An 18,162-nucleotide genomic window follows, 5' to 3' on the forward strand; every position below is an offset into this window, starting at 1 on the left:
GACGGCGATCGCGGTCGGTCGGTCAGTGCGGGACGGCGTCGGGGGCGACCGCGTCGGCCAGCAGCCTGCGCAGCACGACCACGGCGTCGCCGAGGGTCTGCCGGTCGACTTCGGAGAGCCGCTCCAGATAGGGGTCGATCGCCGCGCCGCGATCCACCCTGACCTGCCGCAGGGTCGCGACGCCGGCCGGGGTGATCCGGATGAGTACCGCCCGCCCGTCAGCCGGGTCGACGGTGCGTGACACCAGTCCGGCCTCCTCGAGGCGGCGCACCTGTGTGGTCATCGTCGGCTGGGAACAGTGATCGAGCGCGGCCAGATCGGAGATCCGCGCGGCGCCCTGATCCTCGATGGTGGACAGCAGGCGCGCCTGCGCGAACCCGAACGGCAGGCGCGCACGCTGGGTGGCCAGTCGATTGATCCGTGCGACCACGGACAGCAGATCCGCTCCCAGGGTCTCGGTCATGCGGCCAGATTACATAGAACAGCTATGCGAATCAACCGGCCCGCCGATGCCTGCTCACAGCGCGGTGCAGGCTCGCGGATGCGCGGCTGGCAGAATCGTGCAATGACCGTGACCGGAGGCCAGACTCGACCATCCGGTCCCTTGCGTCCCGTCGAACTGGCGCAGGCCTCGGTCATGGCGGCGCTGTGCGCGGCCACCGCCATCATCGCGGTCGTGGTGCCGTTCGCGGCCGGGCTGTCGCTGCTGGGCACCGTGCCGATGGGCCTGCTGGCCTACCGCTACCGGTTGCGGGTGCTGCTCACCGCGACCATCGCGGGCGGCATCATCGCGTTCCTGATCGCCGGCATGGGCGGCTTCATGACCGTCGTCAACTGCGCCTACATCGGGGGGCTCACCGGAATCGTCAAGCGCCGGGGCCGGGGCACGGTGACGGTGCTGTTCGTCGCCATCGTCGCCGGAGCGGTGTTCGGCGCGGTCATCGTCGCGGCGTTGACCGTTCTGGTCCGGCTGCGAAACCTCATCTTCGCGGCGGTCACCGCCAACGTCGAGGGCACCGCGGCGATCATCGCCCGCTTCCCGGAGATGCAGGGCGTGGCCGACCGACTCAAGCGTGACTTCGCCACCGCACTGGACTACTGGCCGCTGCTGTTCTTCGGCGCCGGGGTGCTGTCCATCACGTTCGTCAGCCTGGTCGGCTGGTGGGCGCTCTCGCGGGTGATGGAACGACTGCTCGGCATCCCCGACGTCCACAAGCTCGAGTCGTCGACCGACGACGGCCCGATCGCCCCGGTGCCCGCCCGCCTGCGCGACGTCCGCTTCCGCTATCCGAAGGCCGACCACGACGCCCTCGGGCCGCTGTCGATGCACGTCGAGCCCGGCGAACACCTGGCGGTGACCGGAGCGAACGGATCGGGCAAGACGACGCTGATGCTGATGCTGGCCGGACGCGAACCGACCTCGGGCACCATCGAGCGCCCGGGGGCGATCGGGCTGGGCCGGCTCGGCGGAACCGCGGTGATCATGCAGCACCCCGAAAGCCAGGTCCTGGGCACCCGCGTGGCCGACGACGTGGTGTGGGGCCTGCCCCCCGGTACGGCCACCGACGTGCAGCGGCTGCTCGGCGAGGTCGGTCTCGACGGCTTGGGCGAGCGCGACACCGGCGGGTTGTCCGGGGGAGAGCTGCAGCGCCTCGCGGTGGCGGCCGCGCTCGCACGCGAGCCTTCACTGCTGATCGCCGACGAAGTCACCAGCATGGTCGACCAGCAGGGGCGCGACGGTCTGATGTCGGTGCTTTCCGAGCTGACGGGGCACCACCGGATGGCCCTGGTGCACATCACCCACTACAACGACGAGGCCGACGCCGCCGACCGGACCGTCGACCTCACCGACAGCAGCGGCGGCGACGACAACACCGACATGGTGGACACCGCGGCCGCTCCCAGCGCGACGGTGCCGGCGAGCCACCCCTCCGACACCCCGGTGCTCGAGTTGCACGGTGTCGGCCACGAGTACGGCAGCGGAACGCCGTGGGCCGCCACAGCGCTTCGCGACATCGACTTCACCGTCCACGAAGGCGACGGTGTTCTGATCCACGGCCTCAACGGCTCGGGCAAGTCGACGCTGGCCTGGATCATGGCCGGACTCACCGCGCCGACCTCGGGCAGCTGTCTGCTCGACGGCTCGCCCGCCTCAGAACAGGTTGGCGCGGTGGCTATTTCGTTTCAGGCGGCCCGGCTGCAACTGATGCGCAGCCGCGTCGACCTCGAAGTCGCCTCCGCCGCCGGCTTTTCGACCCGCGACCGCTCCCGCGTCGTCGATGCGCTGTCGAGCGTCGGTCTGGATCCCGCGCTGGCCAAACGGCGCATCGACCAGCTCAGCGGTGGGCAGATGCGCCGGGTGGTGCTGGCCGGATTGTTGGAGCGCTCACCACGCGCGCTGATCCTCGACGAACCGCTCGCCGGCCTGGACGCGGCCAGCGCACGCGGCCTGCTCCGGCTGCTGGTCGATCTGCGCCGCAACGCGGGGCTGACCGTGGTCGTCATCTCACACGACTTCTCCGGCCTCGAGGAGTTGTGCCCGCGCACACTGCATCTGGAGGCCGGCACGCTGGTTCCGGCGCCGACGGCGACGGGAGGGCGCTCATGACGTCACTGTCGACCGGCCGGCGGCAGCGTCGACCCGTGGTGCTGCTCCGGCCGGTGCCCGGTCCCAGCGTCATCCACGATCTGTGGGCCGGAACGAAACTCACCGTCGTCGCACTCATCGGCGTCCTGCTCACCTTCTACCCGGGCTGGGTGCCGATCGGTGCGGTCGCGGCGCTGGTGCTGCTGGCCGCGCGGCTGGCCAACGTTCCGCGCAGTGCGCTGCCATCGATTCCCGGTTGGCTGTGGTTCCTGGTGTTCCTCGGCGGGCTGACCGCCACCTTCGCCGGCGGCGACCCCGTCATCGGTGTCGGCTCGGTCGAGGTCGGTGTGGGCGGGTTGCTCAACTTCCTGCGGATCACCGCCCTGTCGATCGTCCTGCTGGGCCTCGGCGCCATGGTGTCGTTCACCACCAACGTCGCCGACGTCGCGCCCGCGGTGGCCACCTTGGGGCGGCCGCTGCGCCTGCTGCGAGTGCCGGTGCAGGACTGGGCGGTCGCGCTGGCGTTGGCCCTGCGGGCTTTTCCGATGCTCATCGACGAGTTCCGGGTGCTCTACGCGGCACGCAGATTGCGGCCCAAGGAGGCGCCCGTGCGCCGGCGGGCCCGGTTGCGCCGGTGGTGGCTGGAAGCCATCGACCTGCTGGCCGCAGCGATCACCGTCGCGCTCAGGCGCGCCGACGAGATGGGCGACGCCATCACCGCACGCGGCGGGGCCGGTCAGATCTCTGCGGCGCCGTCGCGGCCGAAAGCCGTCGACTGGTGGGCCTTCCTGATCGTGGCCGTGGTGTGCGGTGCGGCCCTGGCGCTGGAGCTGACGGTCGCCAGCACCAGCGCCGCTATCCGCTGATCCCCGACGGTCAGGACGCTTGCGCCTCACCGGTTCGCATGCCGTTCATGTACGCGGTCAGCTGCGCGCGGGAGCGTAGGGCGAGTTTACGATAGATGCGAGTCAGGTTGACCTCGACCGTCTTCGGGCTCAGGAACAGCCGCCCGGCGACCTCCCGGTTCGTCAACCCGACTGCGGTCAGCTCGGCCACGCGCTCTTCGGTGGGGGTGAGCACTGCGTTCGAGCGCCCGACGCCCGTACGGTCGAGTTCGGCGCGGACCCGCTGGGCCCACGACTCGACGCCGAGCGCCTCGAAGGCGGCCAGGGCGTCGGTCAACGCGGCCGCGGCCGTGGCCTTCTGGCGCTGACGCCGCAGCAGGAGCCCGAGCAGAAGTTGTGCGCGGGCCCGCTCGAACGGCATGACGGAGTCGCCGTGCAGCCTCAGCGCTTCGCGCGCCGCCGCCAGCGCAGCGTCCACCTGGCCGCTGTGGGCGAGGATCATCGCCCGGCACCGCTGGCAGATCGCCGGCAGCCATGTCCGCGTGCCGCCGGGGCGGTCCAGCGTGTCGACGAACCGCTGCGCCTCGTCCGGGCGGCCGAGGCCGAGCAGGCCTTCGACGGTGTCGGTGATCAAGCAGGCGACAACGGAATCCGCCATATCGCCGTCGCTGCGGCCGCACGCCTCGAGCACCACGCCGACCAACTCGGCACCCGGGGTGGCGGTGCGGCGGGGGGAGGTGTCGGGCACCGTGGCCATGTGCATTGCGGGCTCCTGTCGGCTCGTCTCACACGTACGGGCCGACCATAAGTTCGGCTCCGGCCCCGGCATGTGCGTAGTCGACTACTCCTCTTGCCCGGACGCGCCGGGACCCCGGCACTGGTCACGGCGCCTCGCCGTTAGGTTGGTGGCGTGACAGCAACCCGCCGAGTGGATGCCGACTTCCTCGGGCTGCCGCGACACGCCTTGGCCGACGCGGCGCTGTCGGCGGCGGTGGCCGCCGGCGCCGGATATGCCGACCTCCGCATCCACGCGATTACGACCGAATTTTTGCAACTGCGCGACGGCGAGTTGGAAAGCGCGGTCCTCGACCGGGAGATCGGCATGGCGGTGCGGGTGATCGTCGACGGCACGTGGGGATTCGCCTCGCATGCCGAGCTGAGCCCCGAGGTGGCCGCCGACACCGCCCGGCGCGCGGTCGCGGTGGCCACGACGCTGGCCCCGCTGAACGCCGAGCGCATCGAGTTGGCGGCCGAACCGGTGTACGCGGACGTGAGCTGGGTGTCGGACTACCGCATCGATCCGTTCGCCGTCGGGTTCGCCGAGAAGCTGGACGTCCTGGCGGAATACTCCGGTCGGTTGCTGGCTGCCGACGGCGTCGACCACGTCTCCGCGTTGCTCAACGCCGTCAAGGAGCAGACGTTCTACGCCGACACGTTCGGCTCGTCGATCACCCAGCAGCGGGTGCGGGTGCTGCCGTCGCTGGAAGCGGTCACGGTCGACGCCGCCGCCGGGACGTTCGACACGATGCGCACGCTGGCGCCGCCGACCGCCAGGGGCTGGGAAGCCGTCGCCTCGGACGAGGCGTGGGACTGGACCGGCGAGCTGGCTGCGCTGCCGTCGCTGCTTGCCGAGAAACTGAAGTCGCCGAGTGTCGCCGCGGGTCTGACCGATCTGGTGATCGACCCGTCCAACCTCTGGCTGACGATCCACGAATCGGTCGGCCACGCAACCGAATACGACCGTGCGATCGGCTACGAGGCGGCCTATGCGGGCACGTCGTTCGCGACGCCGGACAAGCTGGGCTCGATGCGCTACGGCTCGCCGGTGATGAACGTGACGGCGGACCGCACGGTCGACTACGGTCTGGCCACCGTCGGCTTCGACGACGAGGGGGTGCGGGCGCAGCAGTGGGATCTGGTGCGCGACGGCATCTTCGTGGGCTACCAGTTGGATCGGGTGTTCGCGCCGCGGCTCGGTGTGAGCCGGTCCAACGGCTGCGCCTACGCCGACTCGCCGCACCATGTGCCGATCCAGCGGATGCCCAACGTGTCGCTGGAACCCGCCGCTGAGGACATCAGCACCGAGGACCTCGTCGGCCGCGTGGCCGACGGCATCTACATCGTCGGGGACAAGAGCTGGTCGATTGACATGCAGCGCTACAACTTCCAGTTCACTGGCCAAAGGTTCTTCCGGATCCGGGACGGCCGCCTCGACGGTCAGGTGCGCGACGTGGCGTATCAGGCGACGACGACGGACTTCTGGGGGTCGCTGGACGCGGTCGGCGGGCCGTCCACCTGGCGCCTTGGCGGGGCGTTCAACTGCGGCAAGGCGCAACCGGGTCAAGTCGCACCGGTCAGCCACGGATGCCCGTCGGCGTTGTTCCGCGGGGTGAACGTGCTCAACACTCGGGCCGAGGGTGGACGGTAGGCCGTGATCGGTGCCCAGCAGGTCGTCGACATCGCGCTGGCCGAGGCCGTCAGGCTGGGCCGGGCCGACGAGACGATCGTCCTGGTGACGGACCGGTCCGACGCCGCGCTGCGGTGGGCGGGCAACTCGATGACCACCAACGGCGAGTCGTCGAGTCGGCAGACCACGGTGATCTCGATCATCCGCAACGGCGACGAAGCATACGTCGGTTCGGTGCGGTCCAGCGAGGTCGACCCGACGACGATCGCGGGTCTGGTCTCGTCGTCGCAGGAGGCGGCGCGCTCGGCGCCCGAGGCGCGGGACAGTGCCCCGCTCATTGCGGCCGGTGACCCGTCCGCGGACTGGGATGCGCCGCCGCCCGGCACCGGCGTGCAGGTGTTCAGGCCGGTCGCCGACGCTCTGGCCCGCCGGTTCCGCGGTGGTGACCAGTTGTACGGGTATGCCCGCCACATCCTGGAGACGACGTTCGTGGCCACCTCGGACGGGTTGCGGCGGCGCTTCACCCAGCCGACGGGCTCGGTGGAGATCAACGCCAAGCGTGACGGCGCCAGCGCGTGGGCCGGGTTCAGCACCGCCGACTTCGCCGATGTGCCAACCGATTCCATGCTCGAGCAGTTGTCGACGCGGCTGGGGTGGGCGAAGCGCTCCGTCGAGTTGCCTGCTGGACGGTATGAGACGCTGCTGCCGCCGTCCACCGTGGCGGACCTCCTGATCTACCTGACGTGGTCGATGGCCGGCCGCGGTGCGCAGGAGGGGAGAACGGCGCTGTCGGCGCCGGGTGGCGGCACGCGGGTGGGAGAGAAGCTCACCGAGTTGCCGCTGACGCTGTATTCCGATCCGTTCGCCGACGGGCTGGCCTGCACGCCGTTCGTGGCGACCTCGACGTCGTCGGAGCGGGTGTCGATGTTCGACAATGGCATGGACATCGAGCGGATGGACTGGATACGCGACGGCACGATCAACGCGCTGGCGTACCCCAGGGCGGCGGCCGCCGAGTTCGGTGAGCCGGCCGCGGTGCCTGCCGACAACCTGTTGATGACCGGCGGGTCGGCCGGCCTTGCGGAGATGATCGCCCGCACCGAGCGCGGCCTGCTGTTGAGCACGCTGTGGTACATCCGCACGGTCGACCCCGCGGTGCTGCTGCTGACGGGGCTGACCCGCGACGGGGTCTACCTGGTCGAAGACGGCGAGGTCACCGCTGCCGTCAACAACTTCCGTTTCAACGAGAGCCCGCTGGACCTGCTGCGCCGGGCGACCGAAGTGGGGGTCAGCGAGCGGACGTTGCCCCGCGAGTGGGGTGACTGGGCGACGCGGGCCGTGATGCCGACGCTGCGGATTCCCGACTTCCATATGTCTTCGGTCAGTCAGGCGCAATAATCCATGGATGGGCGATGACGGACTTGTCGATCGGATCGCGGCCCTGGTATCGATGTCTTCGGGCGATGCGCGCCTCGACACGGTCATCCGGCTGACGTGCGGCAGGGCGCTGTCGCTGCCGGCCCTGCCGGTGGAGGTCGACCTGATCGACGGGTCGTCGGAGACCGAGATGGTGGTGGCGGCGTTCACGGAGCAATTCGCCGTCGATGTGACGGGCATCAAGGCCAACCAGCGGTCTCGGTTCCTCAAGTCATTGGGCGACAGCGCGTTTCGGACCGCAGCGGCGATCTTCGTCGCCGACTTCGTCCCGCGGGTGTGGGCGGGCTGTGAAGCGCTGGGACTGCGAAGGCGAAGCAACGGCGCTGTCGCCTCGTGGGACCACGACAGTGATCCGGTCGACGCCCTGCTCAACGGTTTCGTGCCAGCGGTGGCGCGACTGCGTGAGCTCGATCCGGTGACGACGGAGATCGTGCGGCTGCGCGGTGCCACACAGCACAACTGCCGGCTGTGCAAGTCGCTGCGCGAGGGGAACGCGCTCGATGCCGGCGGGTCCGAGGACTTGTACTCGCAGATCGAGCGCTATGAGTCGGCTGATGGTCTGGGTGTGGCGCACAAGGCGGCGCTGCGGTACGTCGACGCGTTGATATGGACGCCGTCACGCATCGGCTCGGACGTCGCTGCGGGCGTGCGGAAGAACTTCACCGAGAAGCAGGCTTGGGAGTTGACGCTCGACGTGATGCGTAACGCGTGCAACAAGATCGCGGTGTCGCTGGGCGCGGATGCGCCCCGGGTCGCCGACGGCACCGAACGGTATTTGATCGACGCTGACGGGCAGACGGTTTACGCGGACACGGCGTAGGGCGCTCGCGTGCCGCCGACGGTGGCGGCTGGCTCGGGGGCTGCTCAGCGGTCAGGTCGACGCCGGCGGGATGCTCTGCTCGAATCGAAATACGTTGGCGGGGTCGTACTTTCTCTTGATGGAGCGCAGTCGGTCGACGTTGGCTCCCCAATAGGTGCTGGCCCAGTCGTCCGTGCCGGCGTTCGGCACGTTGACGTAGGCGCCGTTCACATAGGGCCGCATCGCCCGGCTGAACTCGGCAGTCCAAGCCAGGGCCCCGGCGGTCATCGGATCGACGGGTGCGGCGACCCCACCCCGGCTACCCCAGCCGGCGCCGATTTCGGCGTAGAAGAGCGCGTCGCGGTGCGCGAAGGCAGAGCCACCGGTGGGCTCGGTTTCCTTGACCGCCCCGCCGAAGGCGTTCGTGAAGTAATTGGACTCCCGTGAGGGGGCCTTGGCCATGTAGGAGCCGATCAGGCTGATCGCCTCATCCGGAAATGGCTCGGTAGTGAACTGCGAGAAGAACTTCCAGTTCGCGGGTTCGTCCTGCGGAGGCGTCTGGAATGATGCGAACGTGTCGGCCCAGGGCGCGCTCGTTGCCACGATCTCGGGCTTGCCGACCGACAGTATCGGCTCCAGCAGTCCCTTGGCTTCTGCTTGCGAGCCGTGCGAAAGCGCCCCGGACAGCAGGATCCTGTCAGGGTGGATCTCGAGCTGGCTGGTGAGGCGGTTGTCGGTGTTCGGCGCCGAGTGCTGCCACGCGTCGAACACCGATCCCAGGTCGTCGAGGTCCGGCCACGTCGCGGTCACGTAAGAGACCCGCGTCAGTGGATGAACCTTGTAGGTCAGTGACGTGACTATCCCGAAGTTGCCGTTGCCGGCCCCGCGCAGCGCCCACAGCAGATCCGCGTTGTTCGTTTCGTCGGCCGTGATCACCTGCGCCCCGTCGGCGCCCGCCGCCACGACGACCTCGGCCGCCATCAAGTTGTCGCAAGCCATCCCGATGCTGCGGGTGAGCAGGCCCAGTCCACCGCCGAGGGTGGCGCCGACCAGTCCGACGGTGCCCTCGGTGCCGGTCGGCGCCGCGAGCCCCTCCTTCCCCAGCGTGGTCACCGCTTCCATCTGGGTGAGTCCGGCGCCGACGGTTGCGGTGCAGGCCGCGGCATCGACCCGGGCCGCCTTCAGCCCACTGACGTCGATCACGATGCCGTTGTCCACATTCGACCAGCCTTCGAGGCAGTGACGGCCGCTGCGGACGCGAAGCGCGACGTCGTTTCGCCGTGCCCACGTCAGTGCGTTGATCACGTCCTGCGTCTCTCGTGCATAGACGATCGCGAGCGGATGGTGAGTGAAGAGTTCGTCCCAGCCGGTGCTCGCTGCCCGGTAGTCCGCATCGCCGGGACACACGACGCGGCCGGTCAGGCCCGCCGGACTCGTCATTGTCGGGACGTCACGCCGGCTGAGTTCCATCAGGCAGGCTAGCAGCGAGCCTGTCGGGGACGTCCTCGTTTCGCCGCGCGGACCAGCAGCTCTTACGGCGTCACCGCATTGACGGGGCGGTCGAAACCGTCGTGGGGTAAGACGAGGTCAGGCAGACTGACTGGATGACGACCGACCTTGTCAAGCTGATCACCACAACAGGAGCATGGACGAACGCACCGCGAAGAATCGCAGCATCGCCATGAGCTTCGCGACCGTGCTGAGTACCACTCTTGTGCCGTTCGCATCAGTGGTGTCAACGGCGACTGTAGCCATCTGGACCAAGCGCCTGGACAACAAGTCCAAGCGGGAAGAAAGAATGCACGCACTGACCCTCGACTACGAGAAGCGGGCGGGCGACGACAAGAAGGCCGCGTTGAAGAACCTCATTTCGGCGACCCTTCATCTCAAGCGGGGAGCGGAACCGCGCGCGGGGACTGAGGTCACGGTGGAGACCATCAGCCAGCGGCGTATCGATGCGCTGAGCGAGTTGTACGAATTCCGCGGACGGCTTGGACTCGACGACGGAATCGCCGAGCTGATGATCTACGCGTCAGGGCCGGTTCGCGAGCTCACCGAATTGGTGCTCGACCACTGGGACCACCAATTCCGCGAGCACGGTTACTCGTTGAGTCAGCTCGACGCCTGCAAGAGGCAACTGGTCAAGACTGCCTCCGACGCCCCGCCAGACGATCTGGCAATCCTCAGCGGTGAGGAGAAGTGGTGTGCCCTGAAGCAGGAAGAAAACCAGTGGCTCAGAAGGCTCGGCGATGAGTCGGACCTCGACGTCGACGCGCTGGTGGATCTGTGCAACCGGGTATTGAAAGCTGCCCACAAGGACTTGCGTGGCGGCTTCGGCCTAGCGACGGAATAGTGAATCGGCGGCTCGGCGCAACGAGCTGCTGATTGGCTTGACGCCTGTCAAGTATTGTCGGGTTCATGCTGTTGCAGGAGCTGTTGCCTGAGGTACCGAAGTCGGCCGAGGACGCGCTGGAACTCTTCGACGCCTCCGACGCCGTCGACCCGGACTTCATGATCGGCACCTGGCACGGCGCCGACCTCCCGACGAGCCACCCGATGGATGGACTACTGCAGGCCAGCGGTTGGTGGGGAAAGCAATTCGTCGACGCCGAGACCGTCCACCCGCTGTTGTTCCCCGCCCGCGACGGGGCGTCGCTGTGGGCGCTCAACCCGGTGCTCGCGTTCGGCGGGCTCGGACTCGCAACCAAGGTGCCCCTGCTGAAGAACCGGTCATTCGTCGAGCCGATCGCAGCGCTTCGGCCGGTGTTGCAGGCCCGTTCGGCCAAGGCGCGACTGCGCACCACTCGGTTCCGGGGCGTGGACAGCGCCACGATGATCTACGACCAGGTCCCGATCATGGATGTGTTCCGTCGGTTGTCCGACGAGGCGGTGATCGGGGCGATGGACTTGCGGGGTGTTCGGCAGCCGTACTTCTTCGTGCTGCGACGCGACGACTCGCTGCCGCTGGCATAACACTCGCCGATCGTCGCGCTGCTCGCGGTCGGCGGTGAGTTCCTCAAGAATGCACTCGAGCGCCGTCCGTGCCGCGAATCGCGTATGGGACCATTGTTGCCGCGCAGACGCGCCCGGGGGCGGTAGCTCAGTTGGTTAGAGCCGCGGACTCATAATCCGTAGGTCGCGGGTTCAAGTCCCGCCCGCCCCACATCGAAGGTGTATTAGGTCGGCTGATGCCTGCCATTTCTGTTTCGGTTGATGCCTGACAGTGTTTCGGCTGATTCTTGACACTCCCGGATGAGGGAGTTGAGCGTGGCCGAGCAGCGGGCGCCGGGACGAATCAGAATGCTGGCTCGTCGCACCACGCCGCTTCTCACGAGGGCGGTGCAAAGAACTCCAGCGGGAGGCCGTCGGGATCGCGGAAGCTCAGACCCGAGCCGTAGTGCGCGTCACGGATCCCGCCGTGTGCAATTCCCAACTCTTCGAGACGGGTGACCCACCTCTCGAGCTCCGCGCGATTCACACAGCCGAAGCTGACATGGTCCAGTCCTACACGGAACTCGCTGAACTGTTCTGCGTCGGCCCGCTGGTCATGCTGATGAATGCCGAACAGCGTGCCACCGTCGAGTAGCCATACCAGGTGCCGAAATCCAGCGTCAGTGTGCTCGTCGAGAACTGGTTCGCGTTGAAAAAGCGCCTCGTACCAAGGGCCGCTCGTTTCGATATCGCGGACGGTGAGTGCAACGTGGTTGAGTGTCGGCACTGCGCTCATGGGCGCTTCCCTTCGTTCTCTCTTGCGAGCGACGTTACGCGCATCGCAGTGGTTCGGGAGGGAATCCTTTGCCGCTGGACCGGCCGGCCAACACCGTGTTCTGCAGCGCGGCGGTGACCGGTACTCGGCTGCTCACGACCGGCGCGGGCGCTCGGGGGTTCCAGATCGTGGCGTGCGCAGCGATGTGTCAACGCGCGAATACATTGTCGCAACGTGATACCCGGTCGACAGCACGCGTGTGTGTGGTGGTCACAACCATGCCGAATCCGAACTGACAGTCTGTCGGCCCGGGTTCGATCATCGCCCGTCCCAATCGTTTTCGTCTATCGAAGGGGTGTTTCATGGCTGTCCGCGACCTGGTTCGGCGCGCGGGCAGCCTCTTCCGGAAACTGATGAAGCAAGCTGCCCAGGGGAGTGGATGATGTCCCGCTCTGCCGGTATCGCAAGAGAGGCCTCAGCGGGATTGGCTCCCTATCAGAGGAGCCCTGCGCGCGTCAGTTGTTGCTCGACGGTGGCGGGGGTTGGTAGGGGTCGTACCACCACCATTGGGCGCGTTCGCCTAGGGGTCCGGGGTATGGGGCACCATCGGTGGGGGTTGTGTGGGTGGGCGTGCCAGGGATCCGGGGTGCAGGGGCTCGCCGTCGTCGTCGAACACGGTGATCGCTGGTGCGGGTCCGAGGATGGTGATCAGGCCGCGGTGGTGCATGCGGTGGTGGTAGGGACAGACCAGCACCAGGTTGTCGAGTTCGGTCGCTCCGCCGTCTTCCCAGTGTTTGATGTGGTGGGCGTGCAGTCCGCGGGTGGCTCCGCAGCCGGGCACCGCGCAGGTGCGATGGCGGAACTCCAGTGCGCGGCGCAGCCGGCGGCTGATCTGGCGGGTGGTGCGCCCACAGCCCAGGGTGTGCCCGTCTTTTTGGAACCAGGTTTGGTAGGTGGCATCACAGGTCAGGTATCGGCGTTCGGCGTCGGTGAGCAGCGGACCCAGGTGCAGCGCCGCGGCGCGTTTGTCGACATCGAGGTGCACGATCACCGTGGTGTGCGCGTGGTGGGGGCGTCGGGCGGCTTCGGCGTCCCAGCCGGCCTCCACCAGCCGCATGAACCCGTCCCCGACGGTGGGAAACGGCGGCACCTGACCGCCGCCAGCACTGTGCTCGCCAGCACTGTGCTTGTCGTCGTTGTGGTCGCGTTTCCACTCACCGATGAGCGCCTCGTGGTGCGATTGCAGGGCGGCGTCGAACGTGGCCGCATCCGGGTGCGACAACCGGATCCGGTAACACGCCCCGTGGGCATCGGAGGTTTTGGTGATGGAGCGTTCGGGTCCGCGCCGCGGTGCGGGTTCAGGCTCGGGGCGCGGTTCGAGGCTGATGGCTTTGCGCAGCTGGCTGACGGTGGCCACGCCGGCCAACTCGACGTAGTGGGCATCAGAGCCCGCACCGGCTTTCTGGGCGATGACCCCGACCTGATCCAGTGACAACCGGCCCTCGGCAAGGGCTTGGGTGCAGCGGGGGAACTCCTCACAGCGGGCCGCGATCGCGGCCATGGTCTTGGCGTTGGCCTCGGTGCAGCCGGTCTTCCAGGCCACCAACCCCGCCAACGAGCGCACCCCGGTCATACCCCACAACCCGTCGCGGTCGATCTCGGCCACGATCTGCACCAGGCGCCCATCGATGGCGTTGCGCTGCCCACACAACTCGGCCACCTCCTCGAACAACACCGCCAACCGCTCCTTCGGCAACACCGAAGCAGCATCGGAAGTATCGGAGGCGACGGTCGAGGACATAACCCCATCATCGCAGCCGGGTACGACATTTCACTGTGGGCGCGGATCCGCAGCCACTCCAAGATGGACGCGCCTGCAGACAGTTTGGCAACAGCGAGAACACCAGTAGCCGGTCGCGAGGACGCCTTCCGAACCAGTCTGTGACTGTGCCCGAAGGCCTGCAGCGGTTTGCGATCAGAAGCCGCGCATTATCAGCGGCACGCGCCAACGATCCGGCCCGGGCGGCAACGGCTGGGGACTGGGCCGATTCGCACCCCACGATCCGGCCCCGGCGACAGGGGCTGCGGATTAAAACATGACGGCGGCGCCCAAGCCCGCCAGTGCCGCGCCGGCAGTCATCGCGACCACTAGGCCGACGCGGCGCACCGCGGGTGCGAGCTGAATGACATTGACGGACAAGATGTTCGCCCATCGTGTTCGCCGCTCCAGTTGAGCGGCGTTCACTGACGGGCTTTCGTCACCTCGGTGGTGGTATCAATGCCGGATCCGGATTCGGTGCAACGGTCTCCGTCGGAATCAGGCCGGAGTCGCCGAGCCCCGGCTGGGGCGGCGGCGCGCTGGGGGCCGGCGCCCTCGGGGCGGCGGTGAGCTGCGGTGCCGGCGCCGACGAATCGTCGGGGACGGCCGGTGGGGGCAGCCGGTACTGGCCGGGCAGGGGTGCCGGTGCGGGCAGAGGTGCCTGCGGCGATAGTGGCAACTGCGGGATGACGATGTTCGGCAGCGGTGGCCCTGGCGCCGCGGTGGCGGGCTGAGGAGCGATGGCATTGGGCTGCTGTGCCGGAATCGGTTGCGGGGGAGTGCCTGCGCTCGGAACGCGCTGTGCGGCAGACGGTGGCGGCGCAATAGCGGGGGAGCGCGCCGGCGCGGGTGCTCGCGACGCCGGTGCGTCCGGCGGAGCCATCCCCGGTGGAGCCACTGCCGGGGGAGGTCCAACCGGCGCGGGCACGCTCTGTGGAGCAACCGGTTGGGTTCCGCTGCTCGGGTCGACCGCGACTGTCGGCAGGTACGTCCACGAAATCGTCAGTGCCAGAACAGCTAGCGGGACGCCGGCAAATAGGCCTATCAGCAGTACGAATCTTTTCCTGGCGCGCTTCTCGTCCGCGTCCGTAGTGGCCTGATGTCCGTCGGCAACCGGCGGGCCGACCGGCGCGTCGTCTCTGCGCCAGTGGATCTGGGGACGTACCGGTTGAGTGGGCGCCACAGCGTTCATCATTCCGGTGCCCGCGCACGTCAGCTGTACCTCGCGGAGCGTGCGATCGCGCAGCCACGCGGGGGCCGGGATGAAGATCGGCGCGGCACCGAGCAGCGCGACGGGGTTGACCATCCGCCGACGTTCAGAATCGCAGGACGGGCACCCTTCGAGATGACGCGCGATGCGTTTGCGCATCAGCATGGTGAACTGCCCGTCCCAGCCCTTCAGGATGGCCGCCAACTCCGGGCAGGGTTCGGGCGCCGACTGGGTGCGCCGAGCGACAAGCAGTGCGCCGAGGCACTTTTCGATCGTCTCGCGTAGCCGGTAAACCATCGTGTTGGCGTTGGTTTGGGTGACCCCGAGCGCGTCGGCCAGCTCGGTGCCGTCCAGGCCGTGCCGATACGCCAGTTCGAGCACCGCGCGATCGCGGTCGGATAATCCGCCGGCGGCCTCGGAGATCAGGTTGGCCAGTTCGGTGCGCCCGGCCATCGTGTCGGGCCCGGCGTCGCCGGACGCGATGTCCGGCAGTTCATCCGACAGCTGTTCTCTGCGCCGGTCGCGGATCCGTCGCAGCGCCTGATGACGCGCGATCCCGTAGAGCCACGCGCGCAATCGGTCGGGTTCGCGAAGATCACCGAGACACGTGGCGGCGGTGCAAAAAGCGTCCTGCACACAGTCGGCGGCGGCGTCTCGATCGGCCAGCATTCCGGCGCAGAAGTCGTGCAGCCGGTTGGCGTAGCGGTCGTACATGACGGCGAAAGCTTGCCGGTCACCGGCGACTGCGGCGCGCACGAGGTCGGCGTCGGTGCTGCGGTGGCCGACGATGTTCCATTTCGGTACTGCTGCGGTCATGACACATCACCCCGATGTCGGACCGGTATTCCATCACGGTAGACCTGCGAGCCTGCGTCCGTGGCGGCAATGAATCGTTTCGAGAGGATGTCGCTGAAGATTCGACGAACCCAGGGCACAGGTCGTCCTGTGCCCTGGGTCGCAACCCGCACTAGCAGTTCTGCAGCGACTGGGGATCGACGCACGGATTCAGCGAGCTCGGCAGTTGAAGGGTCGAGGATCCGGCGTCCTGCTTCGATGTGCCGAAGTCACTGAGATCAGGCTGCGAGCCGCCTGCACCGCCGCCGGGCGTGCTGGGGTCCGCTGGAGGCGTCCCGCCGCCGGGCGTGCTGGGGTCCGCTGGAGGCGTCCCGCCACCGGGCGTGCTGGGGTCCGTTGGAGGCGTCCCGCCGCCGGGGGTGCCTCCGCTGGGCTCGGTCTTCTTGTCCTCATCCGGGCCGGCGGGCGGCTGGTCCGGCACGGGAATCGGAATCGGAATGCCCTCGATCCGGATCTGCGGTGCGGGCGCGGGAGCCGGAGCGGGTGCCGGGGGCGCAGGCACGGGTGCCGGCTGCGCCGCGGGACGAGGAGCCGGCACCGCCACCGGGACCGGGTTCCGATTGGCCGGCGGCACGATCACCGTCTGCGACGGCGCGCGGCCCGGCACGACAACCGTTGCCGGGGCGCTCACCGCGGGCGAAGCGGCGGCCGGTGCCGGAGCCGCGGCCGGTGTGCTGGTCTCGGGAACCATGTACACCGACGGGCTCGGCTGGGACGTCGAGTTGCTCAGGACGAACGTCCCGAGCAGGGCTCCGCCGACGACCGCGGCCAGCAGGCCGGCGACCATCGCGCCTTTGTGCATGGAACCGGAATTGGTCTGCGCAGCGGCGGGTGCCGGGGCGTCGTACCAGTTCGGCCGGGGGGCCGGCTGAGCGTAAGGCCGTCCGTACTGACGGTCTGCTTCCGACCATGCGTAGGTGGCGGACTCGGGGGTGTAGGTGGTGGTCATGGCGTGCTCCTTGGGTGTGGTCGCCGCCCGTTGTGGGCTGCTCTATGGGTTGGGGCCACCACCCGACCGAAGTCGCACACTTTTCCGGAAGTTTTTTTGAAAGTTTTTCGACCCAGCGCCTGCGGGCGGGTCAGGCCTGCTGCGGCTCCGGGCAGAAGTACAGCCGGGCGCCTGCCACGATGAAGTTCGACAGCATCTCGTCGTTGGTGGTGCGATCCATGGATTCGGCCACCTCTGTCACATCGACACCACGTTCGAGTTGAGCGCACGCGTCGCGAGCGAGGATGGCGAGCTCAGGACAGTCGTCGGTCACGCCGGCGGATGCCATGCTGCGGCAGAAGTCGTCCTCCGGTGCGGCGGCGGCGTCCGGCGCACCGGCGACAGAAAGAACCAATGCCGCGATGAGCCCGATGAGTCTCAAGAGGTGGGTCATCACGCGTCCTTCCTAGCGCTCAACTACCCGCTGCGCGGTCGCGGCACGCTGCACGCTACGCGGATCGAGACGCGAGCGTTACCGAGGCGGGCCACGTCGGCGATGTGGCGGCCCCGGCAATCAGTCGAATCAAGACGCCAAACGGAAATGGCTGCGGACGAGGTCCGCGCTCAGCGGGTAGTCGAATACTGCTGCTCTCATCAGCACAGCGAGCTCCTCTATCGCGGATCGCGACTCGACCCCGCGATGGTCGAGCAGGCGGGCCAACCACTCGGCGGTCTCCGACAGCGGCCGTGAATCACCGGTGAGCAATGCTGCCGATATGGCGTGCAGCGTCTGCGGCAGCGTGTCGCGGGCAAGAGCCCGCAACGCCGAGCTTGTGGGGCCGGTTTCCAGGTTCGCCGTGACCGACCACTCCCGCCGCAGCCGATCGACGATGCGCTGCTGGTCCATCTGCAGGGCAGCCTGTTCGTTGGCCGGCGCCTCAGGCAACGGTTCCGCCGGGGAGACGACGACCGGCAAACCGGCGACGGCGTCGACGGCCGACAGTGCGTCACCGGCCCAGGCCGTCGCGCCGAGCGCCTCTGCGCGCATGGCGTCGGGACCGAAGGCGGCGCCCCCGACGACCACCGGGACTCCGGCGGAGGTACAGGCCTCGATGAAACGCCGCGTGGTCGGCAATGCGCCGAGCACCGAGCAACTGACGGCGACGGCCTGCGGGCCGATGTCCTGGATGTAGCGGCTGATGCGAAGTGGCGAGATCGCGGGCACCAACAAGGTGGTCTGCCAGCCTCCGGCCCGCAGCGCGCAGCTGACGATTGCCGCGGGCAGCCAATGCCATTCGCGCTCGGCGCAGGTCACGATGACGTGGCCGCGGGGCACTTCGTGAGTGCCCAGCCTACGGGAGATCACTTCGGTCGCCGCCATGGCCATCGCCGTGGCCGCGTGCTCCTGCGCGACCGTCCACTCGCCGCGCTGCCAACGGTCGCCGATGCTGCGTTGGGCGGGAACGACCACTTCGGTCAGTACGCACAGCGGGTCGGTTCCCTCCGCTACCAGGCGATCGACCAGTGCCACGACGGCGGCTCTGTCGCCCTTCGACATGGCGTCGTCAT

General features: G+C 68.4%; 15 protein-coding genes, 1 tRNA gene and 1 pseudogene. 8 read left to right on the forward strand and 9 right to left on the reverse strand.

Translation table 11 applies throughout. The features are described 5' to 3' along the window. Positions 1 to 22 precede the first annotated feature (22 nt). Positions 23 to 463 carry a MarR family winged helix-turn-helix transcriptional regulator gene (locus K3G64_RS17765; RefSeq protein WP_238886184.1) on the reverse strand — a complete coding sequence of 147 codons (441 nt, stop codon included), beginning with the start codon at positions 461 to 463 and terminating at the stop codon, positions 23 to 25. Positions 464 to 565: 102 nt separating this feature from the next. Between K3G64_RS17765 and K3G64_RS17770 the strand changes: the two genes are divergently transcribed. Then, positions 566 to 2,608, forward strand: a complete 2,043-nt coding sequence (locus K3G64_RS17770; RefSeq protein ID WP_238886186.1) for an ATP-binding cassette domain-containing protein — start codon at positions 566 to 568, stop codon at positions 2,606 to 2,608. Beyond that, positions 2,605 to 3,453: an energy-coupling factor transporter transmembrane component T family protein gene (locus K3G64_RS17775; RefSeq protein ID WP_238886187.1), complete on the forward strand. Its 849-nt coding sequence runs from the start codon at positions 2,605 to 2,607 to the stop codon at positions 3,451 to 3,453. Before K3G64_RS17770 ends, K3G64_RS17775 begins: the two co-directional genes overlap by 4 nt. A 10-nt stretch (positions 3,454 to 3,463) precedes the next feature. Here the strand turns inward: K3G64_RS17775 and K3G64_RS17780 are convergent, their stop codons facing one another. After that, positions 3,464 to 4,195, reverse strand: a complete 732-nt coding sequence (locus tag K3G64_RS17780) for a helix-turn-helix transcriptional regulator (RefSeq protein ID WP_238886189.1) — start codon at positions 4,193 to 4,195, stop codon at positions 3,464 to 3,466. Between the two features lie 147 nt (positions 4,196 to 4,342). Here K3G64_RS17780 and K3G64_RS17785 point away from each other — a divergent pair, with 147 nt between their 5' ends. From K3G64_RS17785 to K3G64_RS17795, 3 genes are read left to right on the forward strand one after another with little or no spacing between them, the layout of a single operon-like run. Further along, positions 4,343 to 5,860, forward strand: coding sequence for a TldD/PmbA family protein (locus K3G64_RS17785; RefSeq protein ID WP_238886190.1), 1,518 nt, complete (start codon positions 4,343 to 4,345; stop codon positions 5,858 to 5,860). Positions 5,861 to 5,863: 3 nt separating this feature from the next. After that, complete coding sequence (locus tag K3G64_RS17790; RefSeq protein WP_238886191.1) at positions 5,864 to 7,237, forward strand: TldD/PmbA family protein; 1,374 nt, start codon at positions 5,864 to 5,866, stop codon at positions 7,235 to 7,237. 7 nt (positions 7,238 to 7,244) lie between these two features. After that, positions 7,245 to 8,096 (forward strand): carboxymuconolactone decarboxylase family protein, encoded by an 852-nt coding sequence (locus K3G64_RS17795; RefSeq protein ID WP_238886192.1) that lies wholly within the window; start codon positions 7,245 to 7,247, stop codon positions 8,094 to 8,096. A gap of 51 nt (positions 8,097 to 8,147) precedes the next feature. Here K3G64_RS17795 and K3G64_RS17800 read toward each other — a convergent pair whose 3' ends face one another. Further along, a complete protein-coding gene (locus K3G64_RS17800) occupies positions 8,148 to 9,515 on the reverse strand; it encodes an FAD-binding oxidoreductase (protein ID WP_238886193.1) in 1,368 nt (455 codons plus the stop codon). Between the two features lie 205 nt (positions 9,516 to 9,720). Between K3G64_RS17800 and K3G64_RS17805 the strand changes: the two genes are divergently transcribed. The 3 genes from K3G64_RS17805 (at position 9,721) to K3G64_RS17815 (ending at position 11,238) form a co-directional block, all read left to right on the forward strand. Next, positions 9,721 to 10,428 (forward strand): hypothetical protein, encoded by a 708-nt coding sequence (locus K3G64_RS17805; RefSeq protein WP_238886194.1) that lies wholly within the window; start codon positions 9,721 to 9,723, stop codon positions 10,426 to 10,428. Between the two features lie 65 nt (positions 10,429 to 10,493). After that, the gene (locus K3G64_RS17810; RefSeq protein WP_238886196.1) at positions 10,494 to 11,048 is read left to right on the forward strand and encodes a DUF4334 domain-containing protein; all 555 of its coding nucleotides are present in this window, start codon (positions 10,494 to 10,496) and stop codon (positions 11,046 to 11,048) included. A gap of 116 nt (positions 11,049 to 11,164) precedes the next feature. Beyond that, positions 11,165 to 11,238 (forward strand) — tRNA-Ile (locus tag K3G64_RS17815). Positions 11,239 to 11,403: 165 nt separating this feature from the next. On the opposite strand, the gene K3G64_RS17820 is transcribed toward K3G64_RS17815, so the two are convergent. From K3G64_RS17820 to K3G64_RS17845, 6 genes and pseudogenes are all read right to left on the reverse strand, one after another. Beyond that, complete coding sequence (locus tag K3G64_RS17820) at positions 11,404 to 11,802, reverse strand: VOC family protein (RefSeq protein ID WP_238886198.1); 399 nt, start codon at positions 11,800 to 11,802, stop codon at positions 11,404 to 11,406. 494 nt (positions 11,803 to 12,296) lie between these two features. Then, positions 12,297 to 13,582, reverse strand: a pseudogene (locus tag K3G64_RS17825) (HNH endonuclease signature motif containing protein). 457 nt (positions 13,583 to 14,039) lie between these two features. Next, positions 14,040 to 15,626, reverse strand: coding sequence for an RNA polymerase sigma factor (locus K3G64_RS17830; protein ID WP_238886200.1), 1,587 nt, complete (start codon positions 15,624 to 15,626; stop codon positions 14,040 to 14,042). 151 nt (positions 15,627 to 15,777) lie between these two features. Further along, positions 15,778 to 16,614, reverse strand: a complete 837-nt coding sequence (locus K3G64_RS17835) for a hypothetical protein (RefSeq protein ID WP_238886201.1) — start codon at positions 16,612 to 16,614, stop codon at positions 15,778 to 15,780. Positions 16,615 to 16,744: 130 nt separating this feature from the next. Then, complete coding sequence (locus tag K3G64_RS17840) at positions 16,745 to 17,047, reverse strand: DUF732 domain-containing protein (protein WP_238950777.1); 303 nt, start codon at positions 17,045 to 17,047, stop codon at positions 16,745 to 16,747. Positions 17,048 to 17,176: 129 nt separating this feature from the next. Further along, complete coding sequence (locus K3G64_RS17845) at positions 17,177 to 18,151, reverse strand: cobalamin B12-binding domain-containing protein (protein ID WP_238886202.1); 975 nt, start codon at positions 18,149 to 18,151, stop codon at positions 17,177 to 17,179. Positions 18,152 to 18,162 lie beyond the last annotated feature (11 nt).

The sequence above is a fragment of the Mycobacterium sp. IDR2000157661 genome (assembly GCF_022317005.1).
In the GTDB taxonomy this organism is placed as follows: Bacteria; Actinomycetota; Actinomycetes; order Mycobacteriales; family Mycobacteriaceae; genus Mycobacterium.